The sequence below is a fragment of the Enterococcus sp. DIV1208 genome, assembly GCF_050530455.1.
Lineage (GTDB): Bacteria > Bacillota > Bacilli > Lactobacillales > Enterococcaceae > Enterococcus_B > Enterococcus_B hirae.
This window is the reverse complement of record NZ_CP172887.1, coordinates 1,744,244-1,761,845: the sequence shown is the minus strand read 5'-3', so window position 1 is coordinate 1,761,845 and position 17,602 is coordinate 1,744,244. Positions and strand designations below refer to the sequence as shown.

General features: G+C 34.8%; 15 protein-coding genes, 1 tRNA gene and 1 pseudogene. 10 read left to right on the top strand and 7 right to left on the bottom strand.

The genetic code is table 11. The features are described from left to right. Positions 1-330 precede the first annotated feature (330 nt). Positions 331-549 (top strand): hypothetical protein, encoded by a 219-nt coding sequence (locus tag IGK91_RS08065; protein WP_010737815.1) that lies wholly within the window; start codon positions 331-333, stop codon positions 547-549. A gap of 224 nt (positions 550-773) precedes the next feature. Here the strand turns inward: IGK91_RS08065 and IGK91_RS08060 are convergent, their stop codons facing one another. The 4 genes and pseudogenes from IGK91_RS08060 to IGK91_RS08045 form a co-directional block, all read right to left on the bottom strand. Further along, positions 774-2,576, bottom strand: a complete 1,803-nt coding sequence (locus IGK91_RS08060; RefSeq protein ID WP_081123336.1) for a glycerophosphoryl diester phosphodiesterase membrane domain-containing protein — start codon at positions 2,574-2,576, stop codon at positions 774-776. Between the two features lie 92 nt (positions 2,577-2,668). Beyond that, a complete protein-coding gene (locus IGK91_RS08055) occupies positions 2,669-3,265 on the bottom strand; it encodes a TVP38/TMEM64 family protein (RefSeq protein WP_010737813.1) in 597 nt (198 codons plus the stop codon). A 422-nt stretch (positions 3,266-3,687) separates the two neighbouring features. After that, positions 3,688-4,014: a hypothetical protein gene (locus IGK91_RS08050; RefSeq protein WP_144775909.1), complete on the bottom strand. Its 327-nt coding sequence runs from the start codon at positions 4,012-4,014 to the stop codon at positions 3,688-3,690. Then, positions 3,983-5,310, bottom strand: a pseudogene (locus tag IGK91_RS08045) (DUF1576 domain-containing protein). The gene IGK91_RS08050 and the pseudogene IGK91_RS08045 overlap by 32 nt, the downstream one beginning before the upstream one ends. A 254-nt stretch (positions 5,311-5,564) precedes the next feature. On the opposite strand from IGK91_RS08045, the gene IGK91_RS08040 reads away from it, so the two are divergent. From IGK91_RS08040 to IGK91_RS08030, 3 genes are all read left to right on the top strand, one after another. Further along, a complete protein-coding gene (locus IGK91_RS08040; RefSeq protein ID WP_081123332.1) occupies positions 5,565-6,131 on the top strand; it encodes a TetR/AcrR family transcriptional regulator in 567 nt (188 codons plus the stop codon). A gap of 196 nt (positions 6,132-6,327) precedes the next feature. Continuing rightward, positions 6,328-6,415, top strand: a tRNA-Ser gene (locus IGK91_RS08035). A gap of 557 nt (positions 6,416-6,972) precedes the next feature. Next, positions 6,973-8,337, top strand: a complete 1,365-nt coding sequence (locus IGK91_RS08030) for a DUF6056 family protein (protein ID WP_010737810.1) — start codon at positions 6,973-6,975, stop codon at positions 8,335-8,337. 78 nt (positions 8,338-8,415) lie between these two features. Here IGK91_RS08030 and IGK91_RS08025 read toward each other — a convergent pair whose 3' ends face one another. After that, positions 8,416-9,363 (bottom strand): glycosyltransferase family 2 protein, encoded by a 948-nt coding sequence (locus IGK91_RS08025; RefSeq protein ID WP_010718832.1) that lies wholly within the window; start codon positions 9,361-9,363, stop codon positions 8,416-8,418. Positions 9,364-9,953: 590 nt separating this feature from the next. On the opposite strand from IGK91_RS08025, the gene asnB reads away from it, so the two are divergent. Then, positions 9,954-11,849, top strand: a complete 1,896-nt coding sequence (gene asnB / locus IGK91_RS08020) for an asparagine synthase (glutamine-hydrolyzing) (RefSeq protein ID WP_181934338.1) — start codon at positions 9,954-9,956, stop codon at positions 11,847-11,849. Positions 11,850-11,956: 107 nt separating this feature from the next. On the opposite strand, the gene IGK91_RS08015 is transcribed toward asnB, so the two are convergent. Beyond that, positions 11,957-12,403, bottom strand: a complete 447-nt coding sequence (locus IGK91_RS08015) for a DUF2188 domain-containing protein (RefSeq protein WP_010737808.1) — start codon at positions 12,401-12,403, stop codon at positions 11,957-11,959. Between the two features lie 206 nt (positions 12,404-12,609). On the opposite strand from IGK91_RS08015, the gene rpmG reads away from it, so the two are divergent. Continuing rightward, positions 12,610-12,774 (top strand): 50S ribosomal protein L33, encoded by a 165-nt coding sequence (gene rpmG, locus IGK91_RS08010; RefSeq protein ID WP_002320810.1) that lies wholly within the window; start codon positions 12,610-12,612, stop codon positions 12,772-12,774. A gap of 188 nt (positions 12,775-12,962) precedes the next feature. Beyond that, positions 12,963-13,466 carry a dihydrofolate reductase gene (locus IGK91_RS08005; RefSeq protein ID WP_010737807.1) on the top strand — a complete coding sequence of 168 codons (504 nt, stop codon included), beginning with the start codon at positions 12,963-12,965 and terminating at the stop codon, positions 13,464-13,466. A gap of 78 nt (positions 13,467-13,544) precedes the next feature. Here the strand turns inward: IGK91_RS08005 and IGK91_RS08000 are convergent, their stop codons facing one another. Next, a complete protein-coding gene (locus IGK91_RS08000) occupies positions 13,545-14,501 on the bottom strand; it encodes an ABC transporter substrate-binding protein (RefSeq protein WP_113803597.1) in 957 nt (318 codons plus the stop codon). 159 nt (positions 14,502-14,660) lie between these two features. Here IGK91_RS08000 and IGK91_RS07995 point away from each other — a divergent pair, with 159 nt between their 5' ends. The 3 genes from IGK91_RS07995 to IGK91_RS07985 are packed head-to-tail and all read left to right on the top strand — an operon-like array spanning position 14,661 to position 17,454. After that, positions 14,661-15,476, top strand: coding sequence for an ABC transporter ATP-binding protein (locus IGK91_RS07995; RefSeq protein ID WP_080292474.1), 816 nt, complete (start codon positions 14,661-14,663; stop codon positions 15,474-15,476). Then, entirely contained in the window at positions 15,473-16,462 is a 990-nt protein-coding gene (locus IGK91_RS07990) for a FecCD family ABC transporter permease (protein WP_081123330.1), read from the top strand. Before IGK91_RS07995 ends, IGK91_RS07990 begins: the two co-directional genes overlap by 4 nt. Beyond that, positions 16,459-17,454, top strand: a complete 996-nt coding sequence (locus IGK91_RS07985; protein WP_181934337.1) for a FecCD family ABC transporter permease — start codon at positions 16,459-16,461, stop codon at positions 17,452-17,454. Before IGK91_RS07990 ends, IGK91_RS07985 begins: the two co-directional genes overlap by 4 nt. Positions 17,455-17,602 lie beyond the last annotated feature (148 nt).

Sequence of the window (17,602 nt, the reverse complement as noted above, 5' to 3'; positions counted from 1 at the left end):
TTAATTTTCTGTGAGTCCAATAAGCAATCCAATCAATAACAGGATAAATACAATAGCTTGAATAACAATCATGAAATTCCCTCCTCACAGAATAGTTTAGATGCTTTTTCGGAGGTTTACACGAACAAAAGGCTAACAGTTTCAAACAAATCTGTCACTTATAAATTACAATTATATCTTGGTATTAGTTATGTGAGAAAAAGGGGAAACTAGATTGAAATCGTGTAATTCTAAGAAAAAATATAAAAAAATTCAATAAATCGTTTTCAAATCTTCTTTTTTTTGTTATTATAAATTAAAGAATAACAAAATAAAGGAGGGAATTGAGAAATGTTAAAATTAGAAATAGGCAAGTCATACATATGCAAACCGATTGGAGTGAACTATGAAGTGATTGGTTGCGTGGAACGTACATATACTAATACGGCTGTTATTTTTGTAGAAAGCTATGATCAGAGAGATCGGTTGGCTGTTTACGATAGTAAGTTTCGTCTACTAGTTAAACTGGACGAAATTTATACAGTAGCAGAATCTGCTTTGGTTTCATAAACACTTTTTTTGAGAAATATCGTAAACTTCTCTATAATTAGAGGAGAGAGAAGGGAGCGAAAAAACATGCAAAAAAGAAAGAGTTCAGGTAAAATGGGCATTATCTTAGCAGTTATTTCTGCTATTCCGGCAATCTTAGCAGTGGTTCGTGCGGTGAAAAGCGCGAGAGAAAGATAAAGTAATTGAAAAAGAACCCCATGGATTCAATCCATGGGGCTCTTTTTTTAACCAACACCTAAAACGAAATTCAATAATTTATCTGAATAGGTGATCTCTTCATCCATTGCTTTGATATTTTCATTTAAGATAGTCATTTGATCAGTAATGATCCCATCAACACCATAAAACATCATACGACTGATTCCATCTGAGTCGTTAACCGTCCAGACATACACTTTTTTACCATCTTGATGAGCTGAATCAATAAAATTCCGATTGATCGTACTATACTCCATCGTCAAAAAGTCGGCCGGAGTAACTGGTGGTCCAACAATATTGAATGGTAGGATGTAGCCTACATAAAAATTAGGATTGGCATTTTTCAGATCAGATACCGTCTGATACGTAAGACTTTGTAGAATATGCTGATGAGTTAAAATGTTTTCTTCATATTTTTTGACAAAGCGTTCAACGATATCTTTAGAATCATTTTTTGAATTTTTGATTTCGATTAAAAGTTTTTGATTTAATTCATTGGCTCTCTTTAAATAAGTATCAAAGGAAACGACAGGTTCTTTCGCACCGTTTTCAGTTACTTTTAACTTTTCTAATTCTTTCAAGGTTAGATCTTGTGGTGCTTTATTTATCCCTGTTAATTTTTTTAAGTTAAAATCATGCATGACAACGAATTGACCATCTTTGGTTTCTTGTACATCCATTTCCACATAATCAGGATGGTAGGTACGACTTGTTTTTTCTAAAGCAGCTAAAGTATTTTGGGCACTGTTACCTCCACTGACACCACGATGAGAAATCGTTACAGGTTTCGCTTGAGAAGCAGAAGTCAAATAATCCATATTGTAGAGACAAACACCTACACCAAAAAATACAGCAAATAAAACTAAGCTTGTATTTTTAAGAACAGAAAAACGTTTGTTAGGAGATTCTAAACGAAACCAGTTAGGAGTCTCAGGAAGAAAACCTTCATCATCCATGAAATCAATAATAATGTAAAAAATTCCGACTGTTGACATAACGATGTTGAATAAAAGGATAGCTTGAAGAATCGTCATTGCAAAAACAGCGCTAATCAATGAATAATTAGGGAAAAATTGTTCTACAATTATTTGTGCGAGGAGCACAATTAAATAGCCGGCAAATGAAATGAGTAAAATACTACCACCAATAATGATGAACTGTCCAAGGATTGCAAAAAAACGTGATTTGGTTAAATACCAACTTTCTTTAACCGCTTGTTTAAATGGTCGATCACGTAGAATCATTTCTGGTAAGGCAAAAATGAGACGGATACCAATGTAAGCTAAAAAGATATAAAACAGAATGAAGCTGCTAACCACGATCCAACGATTAGTAAAAATAAAGTCCATGATAAAAGCTGGAATTTTGACTTTAGATAATAAATCAGAATTAAAACTTAACCCACTAATCGGTAAAATAAGTACGAAATAAGCTAAGAAAAAAAGAAAAGTCAATGGGCGTATTTTTTTTAATTGACGAAACGTTGCTTGAAGTAACTGTTTCAACGAGATAGGTGTTTGTTTCTTAATAAAGTAAACACTCATCAATAAAAAAGTAAACTCAAAATAAACTAGGAGTAAGATAGTTAATAAGACAGCAGTCAAAGACAATAAGACACCTGGGTGCTGTGAAAGGATTGTAGAGATATTATCACTAGATATATAATCAATGGCTCCTCGATTCAAGATGAATCTGGTCGTACTATTCAATAAGGGTAAACAAATAAATAAAATAAATAAATGCATAATCAAAACATCACGAAAATATGCTTGAGTTCCTTTAAGAAAGTCCCAAGCATTTCCTAAACTTCTTTTTAAATAAATTAACATTCAATCACCTACCATAAATATTATAACGTAAAAATAAAAATAAGTGGACAGATTGCGCAAATACTTAACGCAGTACGCCCACTTATAATAAACTATCCTAGTAATCCACTTAAGAAATGTCCACCATAAATCAAAGCCATGCTGTATAAGAAAATCGAGAGGGGTTTCGCCAATAAAATGATCCAAGTATATTTTTTTACAGAAATATTTGTTAGACCAGCCATTAAACAAAGCGCATCATCAGGGGCCACTGGTAGAAAAATTGCTAAAGCAAATAACTTTTCAAAGCGATTCTGGTTATCGAGCCAACCAACATACTTGTTATACGTCTTGTCACTGACCATAGATAAAATAAATGGTTTACCATACCGTCGACCAAGTAAAAAGATGATGATCGAACCGATACAAATCCCTACATAATTATAAATAAAACCAGCATAAGGTCCAAAAATTAATACACCGGCTGCTGTACTTATCCCTCCAGGAATGATTGGAATAACAACTTGCAGGATTTGGATTAAGATGAAAATAATAGGACCTAAGATAATTGAATCTCCAACTAATCCTCTTAAAGAATTTAAATCTTTAAATACACCCAAATTGATAAAATAAATCGTTAAGCCTATCGAAATTACTAATCCAATGATAGATATAAAATTGATCAATTTCCGTGATGCCGCAATGTTCAACGTCTATCAACTCCTTTGATACGTTTTCTTATATTACTAATGTACTTTATTAGTGACTCTTTGTGCCACTATTTTAAATGACAGTTATCAAACAATTTTGTAAGTTGTAATAAGTATAATTTAAAAACGATTCAAAAACATCCAACTAAAGATGTATTTGAAGTATTATTTTTGTGCCTGTAGTTTTAGGAAAAATATCCTCTATTAAATGAAAAATCGGCGTTCAAGTATTAAATCTTTAAAATAAGCTGAGGAAACTAAAAGAAGAAGTTTTTGCTTTACCTCTTATGCGTTTCTAGCTTACTTACGTGGATAGAATACTCTGAACGCCATAACTATATGAAAGCTAAAGGGAATATCTCAGGGGAGTGAAAATCAGTGTCTCATTTTGTCTTTTCACTAAGCCTGTTGAATCAAAGGATTCATCTAAATACTTTTATATTTAAGATGGGAAGTTCGTACATGAGTTCCACATCATCAATCAGACTTCCAAGTAATCGGAAATCTGATTGATCCAGAAAAACATTTCCAAGCTCTTGGTAATATAGATCCATAGTAGGATTTCTTGGTTCATTGAGCATTTCCGCTAACTCATGCAAATCAGAAGGAGGAGAGTAACAAGTTCCTTGAATTTCAATATATAATCCTTCGGGTGTTGATTCTAGCCCAATCCTTATTTCAGTGATCTCGTGAGAATAAAGATAGGTTAAAAATTCACTAATGATTCTTTTTGATAATTCTTTTTCCAATGCCATCCTTTTCCTTTCTGCCAACAGTCAGGCTGCCTAAGATCGGTACAAGAAAACCTGCAACGAAACCAGTTGAGAATCCACTATTATATAGGCTTAATCCGCCATGTAATGCACTGACGTTATGGACTAAGACAATATGCAAAAATCCAGCTAAAATACCAAAAATACTACCATAAAAACCACTAATAGGAGCAAGTGCAGTACCAAATATCGCTGCTACGATCATTGTTGTTTGAGAGGCATCATGGATAGTAGCCAGATATGAAGCAAGATAAATCCCTATAAGTATGGGGAAACTGTTCTTTAGATGACAACCAAAGGCACTGAATCCAACTGAAGATAGGATTGCACCAATAATCGGGCCGTTGAATTCACCACCAATAAGAAGAACATAGATGGAAAGCATCAGCCCTACTAACCCCATGTTTAGTAAGATGGCACCGATACTTGAGATCGCCATAAAATCAGTAGTTACTTTTCCTGAAGTTTGAAAAATGTCATGTAAACCAGTGAGCTTCCATGAATTAATAAAAAGACCAAATAGCGTAGTTAAACTAAAAAAAGAAAAATGACTAATGTAAGTTCTTGATGGTAGCCTGTTGAAACGAACGATTGAACTTCAATTGGAAAATCAAATAACCGAAGGATACCAGCCACGACCATGGCGATCAATCCAGAAGTAAAACCAATATTATACAAATTGAATCCACGATGAAAAATAAGGGTATGCGATGCCAAAGGAGGGAGTAAAAAACCAACGAGTATACCAGTCAGATTACCAAATAAAATACCTAAGCCCAATGGTAAGTTCATACCGAAAGTGATATAACTAACTACAGGTGACAAGGCACTAGCAAATAAGCCAACCATAATATACTGTGAAAATGGTTTATGTACAAAACGTGCATAGAGATAGACACCCAAAATAATGGAAAGAGAGTTATACAGATTTTTTCCAAAAAAAGAAAAACCTGTGACGGTTAATACAGAAGCAAAGATTAGTCCATTTAGATAGACTTTATGATGATAGCAAAGAAGTACGGACAACAAAGTCAGGACACCAACATTGATAAATGCGCTTCCAAAACCACCTATTGCCAAATAATCGGTCATCAGATTACTAGGAGAAGTAAGGATATTGTTGAGTCCCTCAATAGTTTCAACCGGATGTCCAGAAACAAGCCCGATTATTAGAAAAAACAAGCCAGTAAATGTTAAATAAAAATACTTATTTTTTTGAGATGGCTTTTTTTTGATGGGGTGAATATAAATAACGTCGTTTTTATTAACCATTACATACCTTCTTTGTCGTTTTCTTTAACTATAACGTGAAAGAAATCTTTTGGTCAACTAACAGTTACAGAAAAGTCAATTTTTGTAAGGGGAAACAGTATTTTTGTTTATTCTTAAATAATATTGTATCATTGTTAAAAATAAATAAGAAAAAAACTTAAAATATAACGTTTTGAGTAAATTATTTGCCAAAAACTGTGTATATCGGTTACAATAAAACAACATATACTGCAGTAAGAAGTGGGGGAGTTTTAATGAGAAGAAAAGTCTATACTAAAGATCAAATTCTGAAAGCTGCTTATGATGTTGTTGCAAAGGAAGGTTTTAAAGGGTTTACTGCGAGAAATATTGCTAAAAAAATGGGTATATCGACACAACCTATTTATTTAGAGTTCAAAAACATGGAGGATCTAAAAAATACTTTATTAGACTCAATTTTTGAACAACTCAAAGAAAATGTTTTTCCAGTTGAACGTACTGGAGATAAAATTATTGACCTAGGATTAAACTATATCTACTTTGCAAAAAAACATCATAGTCTTTACATGGCATTATATATCGACGAACATGGCGATGGACAAAAAGTGCATGATTTTTCTTATAACTATTTCCGTGAAATCGTCAAACAAGATCATCGATACAACCAGTTGTCAGATGAATACGTTGATGCATTACACACTGGAACCTGGGTTGCAGTTACCGGAATCGCATCTTTAATGTCTTCAAACATCATGCACCCAACTGAAGAACAAATTATTTCGTTCATCAAGCGAACGATTGATTCTATTCTTTCTTTAGAAAATCCTGAAACAATTAGTTAGATCTACTTATGAAGTGTGATAACACAAGGTTCATTCCAATACTCTTTCTTACTTCACATTGGGCACTATTTAAGAAGGAGCAGAAAATGATTCTTGTGTTTTTTTGTCTCCACATAAAATAAATATGCCGGTTTTTGATTTCTATCGGGAAATAGGCTTGACTTTTTACTAAAAAAAGTTTAAAAATAATAGGTATGGAAGGTTGGCAGAGTGGTAATGCACCGGACTCGAAATCCGGCGAACCGGCTAATACCGGCGCGCAGGTTCAAATCCTGTACCTTCCTTATATACCAACGGTTAGACACGATTTAGGTCGTGTCTTTTTTGTTGTATTTTTTTATCTGAAATATTTTTTGACTCCCCCGAAAGAATATTTTTATGGTGAGATATTAAACTCACACTTTACTCAAAAAATGAATCAATAGTGTTTAAGCAGAAGCTTATTGTCATTGGAGCTACCCAAAGTTTTCATAACCTCTTTTTGTATTCCGAATTTCCGTCAGATGCCTATCGATAGTTATTGTAACTTTTGTCTCTTCATGAACGATATCATTTAGAATGGAGAATTTATGAATGTTTCAAAAATTATGCGGTGTTATTTGTTTGGAGTACTTATTTTTCTTGTAAAGTTTTATTAACAAGTAATGAATCTTTTTTTAGCCGAATATGGTTGATCAAACGCTTTGGAAAACCAATGAATGAAACCTGTTAATTGTTATGTTTATTTTTGATAAAGTGACCAGTTTGTTCATTATTTAAAAATAAAAGGATGAAAAAAATATAGGAAACAGAAGCCTCTGTGTTATAATTGCTGGGATAAATTATAAAAAGGAGTTTAATAATGTACTGGAATAAAAAAAGAATTAATAAAGAATTATTTTTTTTGCTTTTAGTTATTTGGCTTGGTTTTTTATTTTTCAATCTATATATGCCATCATTTAGAGCAGACGATTTAGTTTACTCAAATAGATTAGACCAACTAGGGTATTTAGGAGCTTCGATCGAACATTATAAAACTTGGAGTTCGAGAATGATCATAGAGCTGTTTATGATGTTTTTTTCTAAACATTTTCTGCTGTGGAAATTTGTCAATTCAATCATCATGTTGGGCACGGTTCTGATGATTTGTAAGTATGTTTTTGAAAAATTGGATGGTAAGAACGTGTTGCTAGTTACATCTGTCTACTGCTTAGTTCCACTTACCGTGATGGGGGAAACAGGCTGGGAGTCGACAACTTTGAATTATCAATGGTCCGTTTCATTTTGCTTATTCGCTTTTTTCCCATTCTTCCAACGCTTAAAAGGAAGAGCTATCACTCCTAGTATTTATTGGTTTAGTTTTCCTTTCCTGATATTTGCTGCTAACCAAGAACAAGTGAATGCGTGCTTTTTTACTTTAACGGCCATTATAACTGGCTATTTATTATATAAAAGAGCATATCATCGCTTATTGATTTTCCCACTGCTCATAAGTTTTATTGAGTTACTATTTTCGTTGACAACACCGGGGAATGCCATCAGGACATCTCAAGAAATTAGTAAGTGGTTTCCTCAATATGATCAATTTGGGTTTATTACTAAATTGGATTTGGGTATTTCTTCTTTTGGAAAGCCTTTTTTTCTAGATACAAATGTATTGTTCTTAATTTTGTTCTTATTTGTTTTTTTACTTTCTTATAACAAGTGCAAAAATTATTATGGCCGCTTATTATCTGCTATACCTTTTTTCTTGAATCTGATTATCTATCTAGGGAATACGATGGGTGAAAGTTTTATACACATTCGTGGCAATAGTCGTGCACAAATATGGGATAGCAGTCACTTAACAAAGCTATTTACCGATACTGGAACGAATCTGTCACTTACTCGTCCTGGATCATGGCTAGCGACTCTACTTGTTTTAGGTTTATTGGCTTGTTTGCTTCTAGGGATTTACTTAAGTTTTGAAAATAAAAAAACAGCATCTTTTCTTATATTGTTAATGATGATGGGCGCTTGTTCAAGAATAATTATGGGATTTTCTCCTACGATCTGGGCTTCAGGAATGAGAACTTATTATATTTTATATATTGTTGTAGGAATTTTAGTGTTAATGCTGGTAAAAGAATTGTTGAAAACCTGGAATCCGCAAAAAGCAGAACTCGTACAATTTAGTTTGACTATGCTGGGGATTGGGACCATTGTTTTGACCATCATAAATAGATGAAAATAAAAAAAGACTCAAGTTGTAGGAAATCCAACAGTTAGAACACTAACTATTGAGATCGTTACAACTTGAGTTTTTTTATTTCTCGCTTTGATAGTTTTTTGGATTAATTTTTTCAGTCTCTCTGATAATATACACTGGACGTTGTTTGGTTTCTAAAAAGATTTTTCCGATGTATTTACCAATTATTCCAAGACACAATAATTGGATACCTCCGATAAACAAGAAAATCGAGACCATGGAAGGCCAACCAGCTGTAGGATCACCATACAACAGGGCACGTAAAATAATAAATAAAATAGCAAGACCTGAACCAATACATGATAATGCCCCCACGAATGAAGCAATTGTTAATGGTGCATCTGAAAAGTTGACGATTCCATCAATAGAGTAATTAAATAATTTCCAAAAAGACCAAGAGGTTTCACCAGCTACTCGTTCACGGTTTTCAAAGGAAATATACTTGGTTTTAAAACCAACCCAACTGAACAAGCCTTTCGAAAAGCGGTTGTATTCAGTTAATTCCAAGATAGCATCAACCATTTGGCGAGTCATTAAACGGAAATCTCTCGCTCCGTCAACCATTTCAGTATCACTGATTTTATTGATTAGCTGATAAAATTTCTTAGCAAAAAAACTACGGATCGGTGGTTCACCGTCACGAGTCGAACGACGAGTACCGACGCAATCAATATCAGATTGCATAATTGTTTCAATCATTTCTGGTAATAGATCAGGTGGATCTTGTAGATCAACATCCATTACAGAGACAAGGTCGCCAGTAGAAGCTTGTAAACCAGCATATAAAGCAGCTTCTTTCCCAAAATTTCGAGAAAAGGAAATAAAGCGTACATATTCATGGTCATTAGCTAATGCTTTGATTGCTTGTAATGTATTATCTCTTGAACCATCATCAATAAACAAATATTCAAATTCATGTATTCCCTTAAATTTTTCGACCTCGTTAAAAAAAAGAGGAACTGTTTTTTCTTCGTTATAGCATGGAACCACAATTGATACTTTCATAACATTACCCTTTCCAATAAAGATCCTTTATAATAATAACATGAATGAATCAAAAAAAATATAGTTTTAGAGATAAGTAAACGAACAAAGCCTTCTTAGCTATGTTCGAAGAAATAGAAAAGAAAATATAAACCAGATACTATGCGAGATGAGGTCAGATCTAGTTAGGTTTATTTGTAAGTGGAAAATATATTCTTGTTTTTAAACGAGATTGTTCCAACGGAATTTCTTTCACGACAAGAAGGTTTAAGAGTAAAATCAAACAAGTCTTATTGGAAATCGCTCGTAACTTATTTAGAGCGGATTATTTAGTAAGGACTATCTTTTGATTTGGTTGAATGATAGAGATGATTAAATAATAATGAATATTTTTCAAGTCTTTGCTAAACAAAATAGCTTCCTTAGTCAAAACATGTTAAATTAATTAATAGGACTACTTTTTTTATAGTAGAACTCAAAAATATTCACTGTTATTTCATGTGACGAAACTGTAAGAGAGCTATTATTTCAAGATTTAATAGCCTCTATGATAAGATGCTTATGGACGAAACAAAGTAATAGTAATTATTATCTAGGATGTGAAAAATAAAATGTGTGGAATTGTAGGATTTATTAACGACAAAGACAATAAAAAAGCAATCGTCAACGACATGATGGATCGAATCGTTCATCGGGGACCGAATAGTTCGGGTGATTATATTGACCAGCATGTTGCTTTAGGATTTAGAAGATTAAGTATTATCGACTTAGAGGGTGGAAAACAACCTATCTATAATGAAGATCGAACAAAAGTCATCATTTTTAATGGGGAAATCTATAATTACCAACCTCTTAGAGAAGAGCTGATTGCAGCTGGACATATTTTTCAAACACATGCGGATACAGAAGTATTGTTGCATGGTTATGAAGAATGGGGAACTGATCTATTACAAAGGGTTCGGGGTATGTTTGCCTTTGCAATCTGGGACAATAAACGCAATGAATTATTTGGTGCTCGGGATCATTTTGGAATTAAACCATATTATTATGCGGAAATGAACGGCACATTTATGTTCGGATCAGAAATCAAAAGCTTTTTACCACATCCAGATTTTCATAAAGAATTGAATAAAGAAGCCTTGAAACCTTATATGACATTTCAATATTCACCATTAAATGGAGAAACCTTTTTTAAAGGGGTTCACCGTTTGCCAGAAGGTCATTATTTCACTTACAAAGATAATAAGTTAGCGATTCATCAATATTGGGATGCTAATTTTGAAGAAAAACAAAACTATTCACGGAAAGAATGGATCGATAAGATTGATGAAACAGTTGAAGCATCGATTAAAGCACATACGATCAGCGATGTAGAAGTTGGCTCATTCTTATCTAGTGGGGTAGATTCAAGCTATGTGACTTCTGTATTAAAACCTGATCATTCTTTTTCAATTGGGTTTGATGATAAAACATATAATGAAGCTATTGAAGCTAGAAAGTTAACAGAACTTTTGGACTTAGATAATACAGCAGCTGTCATCGATGGAGATATGTCATTTAAAGCTTTTCCTTTGATTCAATACCATTTAGATGAGCCAGATTCGAATCCTTCATGTGTCCCACTTTATTTCTTAGCAAACTTGGCTTCGCAAAGTGTTCGAGTTGTCCAATCAGGTGAAGGGGCAGATGAACTATTTGCGGGATACCAAACTTATGGGTTCCATACGAATTCAAAAGTTATTCGTGTCATTGCTCAAGGGTTGAAGAAACTACCAAAAGGAACACGTTATAACTTGGGACGAAAAATTGGCAAGATGAAAAACTTCCACGGTAGAATCCATTTATATGAATCTTTAGCTCCTGCGAAAGAATATTTTATTGGTCATGCCCGAGTGTTTGAAGAAAACGAAGCGTCAGATATTTTAACACAAGAATACCAAAAGGCTCCTTCCGTTGAGGAGATTATGGCAGTCCATTATGCTAAAACTGAAAAAATCGAAGATGAAGTGAACAAAATGCAATACGTTGACCTTCATCAATGGATGCCAAAAGATATTTTATTAAAAGCGGATAAATTATCAATGGCTAGCTCACTTGAAGTACGCGTACCGTTACTTGACATCGAAGTGATGAGATTGGCAGAACAGATCCCAAGTAAGTATCTGTTAAATCAAAATAATACCAAAGATATTTTCCGACAAGCAGCAAATAAACATTTGCCAGAAGAATGGTCTAACCGTGTAAAACTTGGTTTCCCAGTACCAATCAAAGCTTGGTTGAAAGAAGACCATGGCTATCAACAAGTCAAAGAATTATTTGAGGCTGATTTTGCCAAAGAATTCTTTGATCAAGAAAAAATTATGAAGTTGTTAAATGACCATCATGAAGGGCGTCATGAAGAACAACGAAAAATTTGGACGATTTTCAGCTTTTTAACTTGGTATAAAGTTTTCTTCGTTGACGAAGAAATCCCTAAGGCTGAAGCAATCGATTATGTAACAGTCTAAACGTGATCAGTTAGCGAAGCAAAAGAACATCCCGCTTCGAGCGGATTGATTTTATTCCTTTTTAACAGTGAACAACTCCTCCTTTATTGTGGAGGAGTTGTTTTTTATTAATAGTTTATTTCTCTTTCTTTCGTTCCGTCTTTTTTGTAGATAATTAATGATGTGTTTTTGTTTTGAGCAATTTCTTTCCCTTTTTCAATCGCTTTTTCTTTCGTATCAAAATGATTACTTGCTTTTTTAGCTCCCTCTGATTGGACCATCCACTTATCTTCTTCAAATTTTACGATCACGTTGGCTGTCAATAATTTAGAAGCTCTTGGATTTGTGTCGTGAGAATCATGCTTTGTTGGATTTTTTTCTTGAGAAAACTCTTTTTTTTCAGTAGAAGTAGCATCTTCTGACCATTCTTTGGCTTGTTTGATAGCAATCGGAATAGCACGATCATCAGGATAGCCTTCTGCAAGCAAGGCGTTACCGATATCGATTGCTTTCTTTCGTGTTAACTCTTCTAAATTTTTCATTGCAGGCGGATAATCTTTCATATTCCAAGGCATAAAATCTTCCTCCTCAAAAATTATTTATACTTCAAGTGTAAGCGCAATAGTTGGAAAAGGAAAAGATTTTGTTTAGCAAGTAGTTATTTAGATAACTTTCGTCAAGTAGTTTTACTTAACAAATTTTGTAAAAAGGCTAGCAATCTAGTGGAAATCATGGTAAGATAATCAAGTCTGAGAGTCATCTTAGAGGATTCTAGTAAAAAATGGGAGGGAAAAACATGCGCGTAAACATTACTTTAGAGTGTACTTCTTGTAAAGAACGTAACTACCTAACAAGCAAAAACAAACGTAACAACCCTGATCGTTTGGAAAAACAAAAATATTGCCCACGCGAACGTAAAGTTACTTTACACCGTGAAACTAAATAATTAGTTCAGCGTAAGTCTAGAATCCTTTTTAGGAAGCTAGACTTTTTTTAATAGTGAAGGTTGAATGAAACCATAAACCTGACAAGTGACTCTTTTTCTTGTAACAGGGTCGTTTTTCTTGTAACAGGGTCGTTTTTCTTGTATGATTGAAATCGTTTGTTCAAATTCAGTTTGAGAGGATGAAACACATGTTTATTTCAATGTGGGCACAAGACAAGAATGGTTTGATTGGAAAAGATGGCTTGCTTCCTTGGAGGTTACCAAACGATATGCGTTTTTTTCGGGAACATACGATGGATAAAATATTAGTGATGGGAAGAAAGACATATGAAGGCATGGGCAAATTGTCTCTTCCTTATCGGCATATCATTGTGTTAACTACTCAAAAAGATTTTAAAGTAGAAAAAAATGCGGAAGTCCTTCATTCGATTGATGAACTTTTGGCATATGCCAAGGATATACCTGAAGATATCTATGTGTCAGGAGGAAGTCGAATTTTTCAAGCTTTGTTACCAGAAACAAAAATCATCTGGCGAACATTAATTGATGCAGAGTTTGAGGGGGATACATTTATTGGAGAAATCGATTTTACAAGTTTTGAATTAGTGGAAGAACATGAAGGAATTGTCAACCAAGAAAATCAATACCCTCATCGATTTCAGAAATGGCAAAAAATGAGCAAAGTGGTTTAGCACATAGTTAAATAAAAAAAGACGTTCACTCCAATTTGTAAAGAAAGGAAGGTGAACGTCTATTCTTGTTCAGGCGATTTATTTCAAATTATTTTTGATATCATTGACCATATTTTGACTAGCTATTGGACCATTATAGAGCCAACTAGATTCAGGACCAAATTCTAAGACATGATTTTCTTTGACTGCTTTTAAATTTTGCCAAGTTGCTTCATTAAACATCGCAGCTTTTTCATCACTGTTGACTAAGATGATATAGTCTGCATCTAACTCTGCTAATTTTTCTGCAGAGACAGCTGACCAATCTGAAGTTGCACTTTTAGAGATTTCAGTAACTAGATTTGGCACACCAAATTTTAGATCACCGTAAATGATTCTTCCACTTGAACGTGTTTCACTAACCATAAATGCTGAGTTATTCGTTACCCATAAAACAGCAGCCGTTTTGCCGTTGATTTTATTTGCGAGTTCTTGTCTAGTGGCTTTCACCTTTTTTTGGTAATCAGTAATGATTTTTTCTGCTGCTTGTTCTTTATTTAATGCTTTTCCGATATCTTTTAGTTGGGTTTCCCAAGTGACATCATTCCCATTTTTTACGACATAGGTTGGTGCAATTTTGCTGTATTGCTCGTATTTACCTCCTTCAACTGTAGCCGAAGAAGAGATCAATAAAAGATCGGGTTCATAACTTAAGACTTTTTCATACGGAAGATCATAAGAGATCGTGGGAACATCTTTTAATTCTTTTTGTAAATAATGTTGAATCGATCCACTACCAACTGTCCATTGAGCAACAGGTTTTTCACCTAAAGCGATAAGATAGTCTTCGAGGTAACTCCCGATGATTCGTTTTGGTTGATTAGGGATCTCGACTTCATGACCCAAGGCATCAGTCACTAGGTGAGTTTTTGCAGTTGTTTCATTACCTGCTGTGTCAGTTGAATTGGATGAATTATTTGAAGAAGAGCAGGCGCTAAGTAAACTAAGCAGCAACACTGTGGCCCCAATGGTAAAGATATTCTTTTTTAGTTTCATTTTTTCCTCCTGAAGGGATTTTCATTGATAATCATTCTCAATTGATATTATTCCTGACAATAGTGGTCATGTCAACTATTTTCGGGAAAGAGCCATTTAGAGTAAAACTTGACGAATTTGTGAAGGAGCTTCATAATTGAGAATGATTTTCAGGGAAGGATGAAAAATTTGACGACGATTGAAGCTGTTGATATTACAACGGGTTACTTAAATAAACAAGTGATTGAAAAAATGTCTATCAAGATACCAGAAGGAAAAGTGACAAGTTTGATTGGTCCTAATGGCAGTGGTAAATCAACTTTATTAAAAAGTTTTACTCGACTGTTACCTGTCAAAGAAGGAAAGATTATCGTAGATGGATCTGAAATTTCTACATATAGCCCTAAGATGTTAGCGCAAAAAATTGCACTGTTAGCCCAAAGTAGTGAACACCCTTTAGGTATGACTGTCGAAGAGGTGGTCTCTTATGGTCGTTATCCTTATCAAAAATTTTTTAGTGGATTAAATGAAGAAGATCTACATGCTATCCAATGGGCGTTGGAAGCGACACAACTAACTAAGTTGAAAGAAAGAGAGCTTTCGAGTCTATCAGGTGGACAAGCTCAACGAGTTTGGATTGCGATGGCTTTAGCCCAAGAAGCGGATATTTTGATTTTAGATGAGCCAACCACTTTTTTAGATCCTGCGCATCAATTGGAAATCTTACATTTACTGAAAGAGATCAATCATATCAAACAGACAACCATTTTAATGTCGATCCATGACATCAATCACGCTTCTCGCTTTTCTGACTATTTAATTGGGATGAAAGCAGGACAAATAGTGGTTCAAGGCACACCTGATGAAGTAATCACAACGTCATGGATGAGGGAAATCTATGAAATTGAAGCGCAGATCATCGAATTGCCTGAAACGAATAAACCCGTTGTTTTGTCTTACGATTTAATCAATGATCGTAAGGAGGATGAACAATGAAGACAAAGAGGAAACGAATGATTCTTTCCCTATTGTTGCTAGGAGTAGTTAGTATATTTTTCTTTGCGTTAGCCAATGGAGCGGCGGTTGTCGACTTTTCTAATTTGTGGCAAGCGATTTTTAAATTTGACGACTCAGTTCAATCGCAGTTGATTATCCGAACGATTCGGTTGCCTCGAGTGCTGGGGGCTTTCTTAGCGGGAAGCTGTTTTGCTCTTAGTGGCGCATTGATGCAAGGTGTGACACGGAATCCTTTAGCTGATTCAGGGTTATTAGGAATTAATGCAGGAGCATCACTTGCAATGGCTCTTTGTTTTGCGTTTTGGCCACAAGCTTCTGCTTTTTCTGTTTTTTTACTGTCATTACTTGGTTCGTTGGTAGTTACGTTATTTGTTTTTGGTTTCTTACGTTTTTCAAAAATGGGGATGAATCCACTTCAATTGATTTTAGCAGGTGTTGCGATCAGTACTTTTTTTACAGCTATTAGTCAAGCGCTGACACAACTATTCAATTTGCAACAAGACTTGGCGTTTTGGTTCGTGGGAGGCGCTGCGAATGTCACTTGGCATCAATTAGAAATTTTGGCTCCGATTTATCTGTTGACAGTTAGTGGCTCTTTTTTGCTAGGTCGCTCCATCTCGTTGGTCAACTTAAGTGAGTCACATGCCTTGGCATTAGGAGGCAACCCTGGACGGATCAGATTTTTTGCGTTTGTATTAGTGGCGGGGTTAGCTGCAATGGCGGTGTCGTTAGTTGGACCAGTTTCATTTATTGGATTGATGGTTCCACCAATCGTCCGAGGAATCATTGGTTCCGATTATCGGTATGTTTTACCAGCCTCTTTTTTAGTAGGTGGAGGATTAGTGATGCTGGCGGATTATGTTGCACGAATGATCAATCCGCCATTTGAAACGCCATTCGGCTTAATTATTTCCTTGATTGGTGTACCGTTCTTACTACTCCAAGTAAGGAGGGAACAAGGATGAAAAGAAGTTACCAATCACTAGTTGTTTTATTTCTTTTATTAGTTGTTAATATAGTTGCAAGTTTAATGATTGGCACACCATTTATTCCATTTGATCAATTAGCTGAGGTGTTTCAAGGGAATGGTTCGGCAATCCAAGAGTTGATTGTTTATGAATTTCGTGCCCCTCGTCTATTAATCAGTCTTCTTGCTGGTATGTGTTTAGGTATTTCAGGCTTTATCTTGCAGGGAGTTACCAGAAATAGACTAGCTGATGCTGGCATATTGGGCATTAACGCTGGAGCAGGTTTTTTCGTTATGATTTATTTGGGCTTTTATGCCAACCAAACTTTTCCGTTTTTACTATTGATCGTGGCTTTTCTAGGCGGCTTGCTTGCAGCTTTACTTGTGTACTTGTTTGCTTATACGAGAAATAGTTTTTTAGGGATGAACCGGCTTTTACTATCAGGAATTGCAGTCAATGCTGGATTGTCGGCATTGATGCTTTTATTTACGATTAAATTGTCGAAAGAAAACTATGGTTTTGTTAATGCCTGGTTAGCAGGTTCACTTTGGGGAGCTAGTTGGCCATATGTTTTCTCATTGTTACCTTGGGCAGTTATTTTGCTTCCTTTCGTGCTGATTTATAGTCGACGAATTGGTTTATTATCTTTTGGTCAAGAAAGAGCGCAAAGTCTAGGATTAGATGTGCAGAAAAGTCAAAAAATCCTATTGATACTCGCTGTTGCTTTAGCCTGCGGAAGCGTTGCGGTAGCTGGCAGCTTATCTTTTGTCGGTTTGTTAGCTCCTCATTTGGCTAAATTTATCGTCAGAAGAGAAAATCAACTGTCCTTGATCTTGAGTGGATTATTTGGGGCATTTTTTGTAACGATTGCAGATGTTCTTACACGAGTGATTCTACCAAGTGGTGAGATTCCTACTGGGATTTTAATTTCGGCCCTAGGAGCTCCATATTTCTTATATTTATTATTTTCCAAACAAACGATTGCTTAGAAAATAAATACGGGGAAGAAACGATTGTGTTGAGTAAGCAGTGTTTCCCAAAGTAGTTTCTCGTTATTTTGAGACTACGATTATTCTGTCTATTCAAATGAAAAGAGTGAATCAGAGGTCGTGAAGGCATCGGAAAGCTCCAATGACA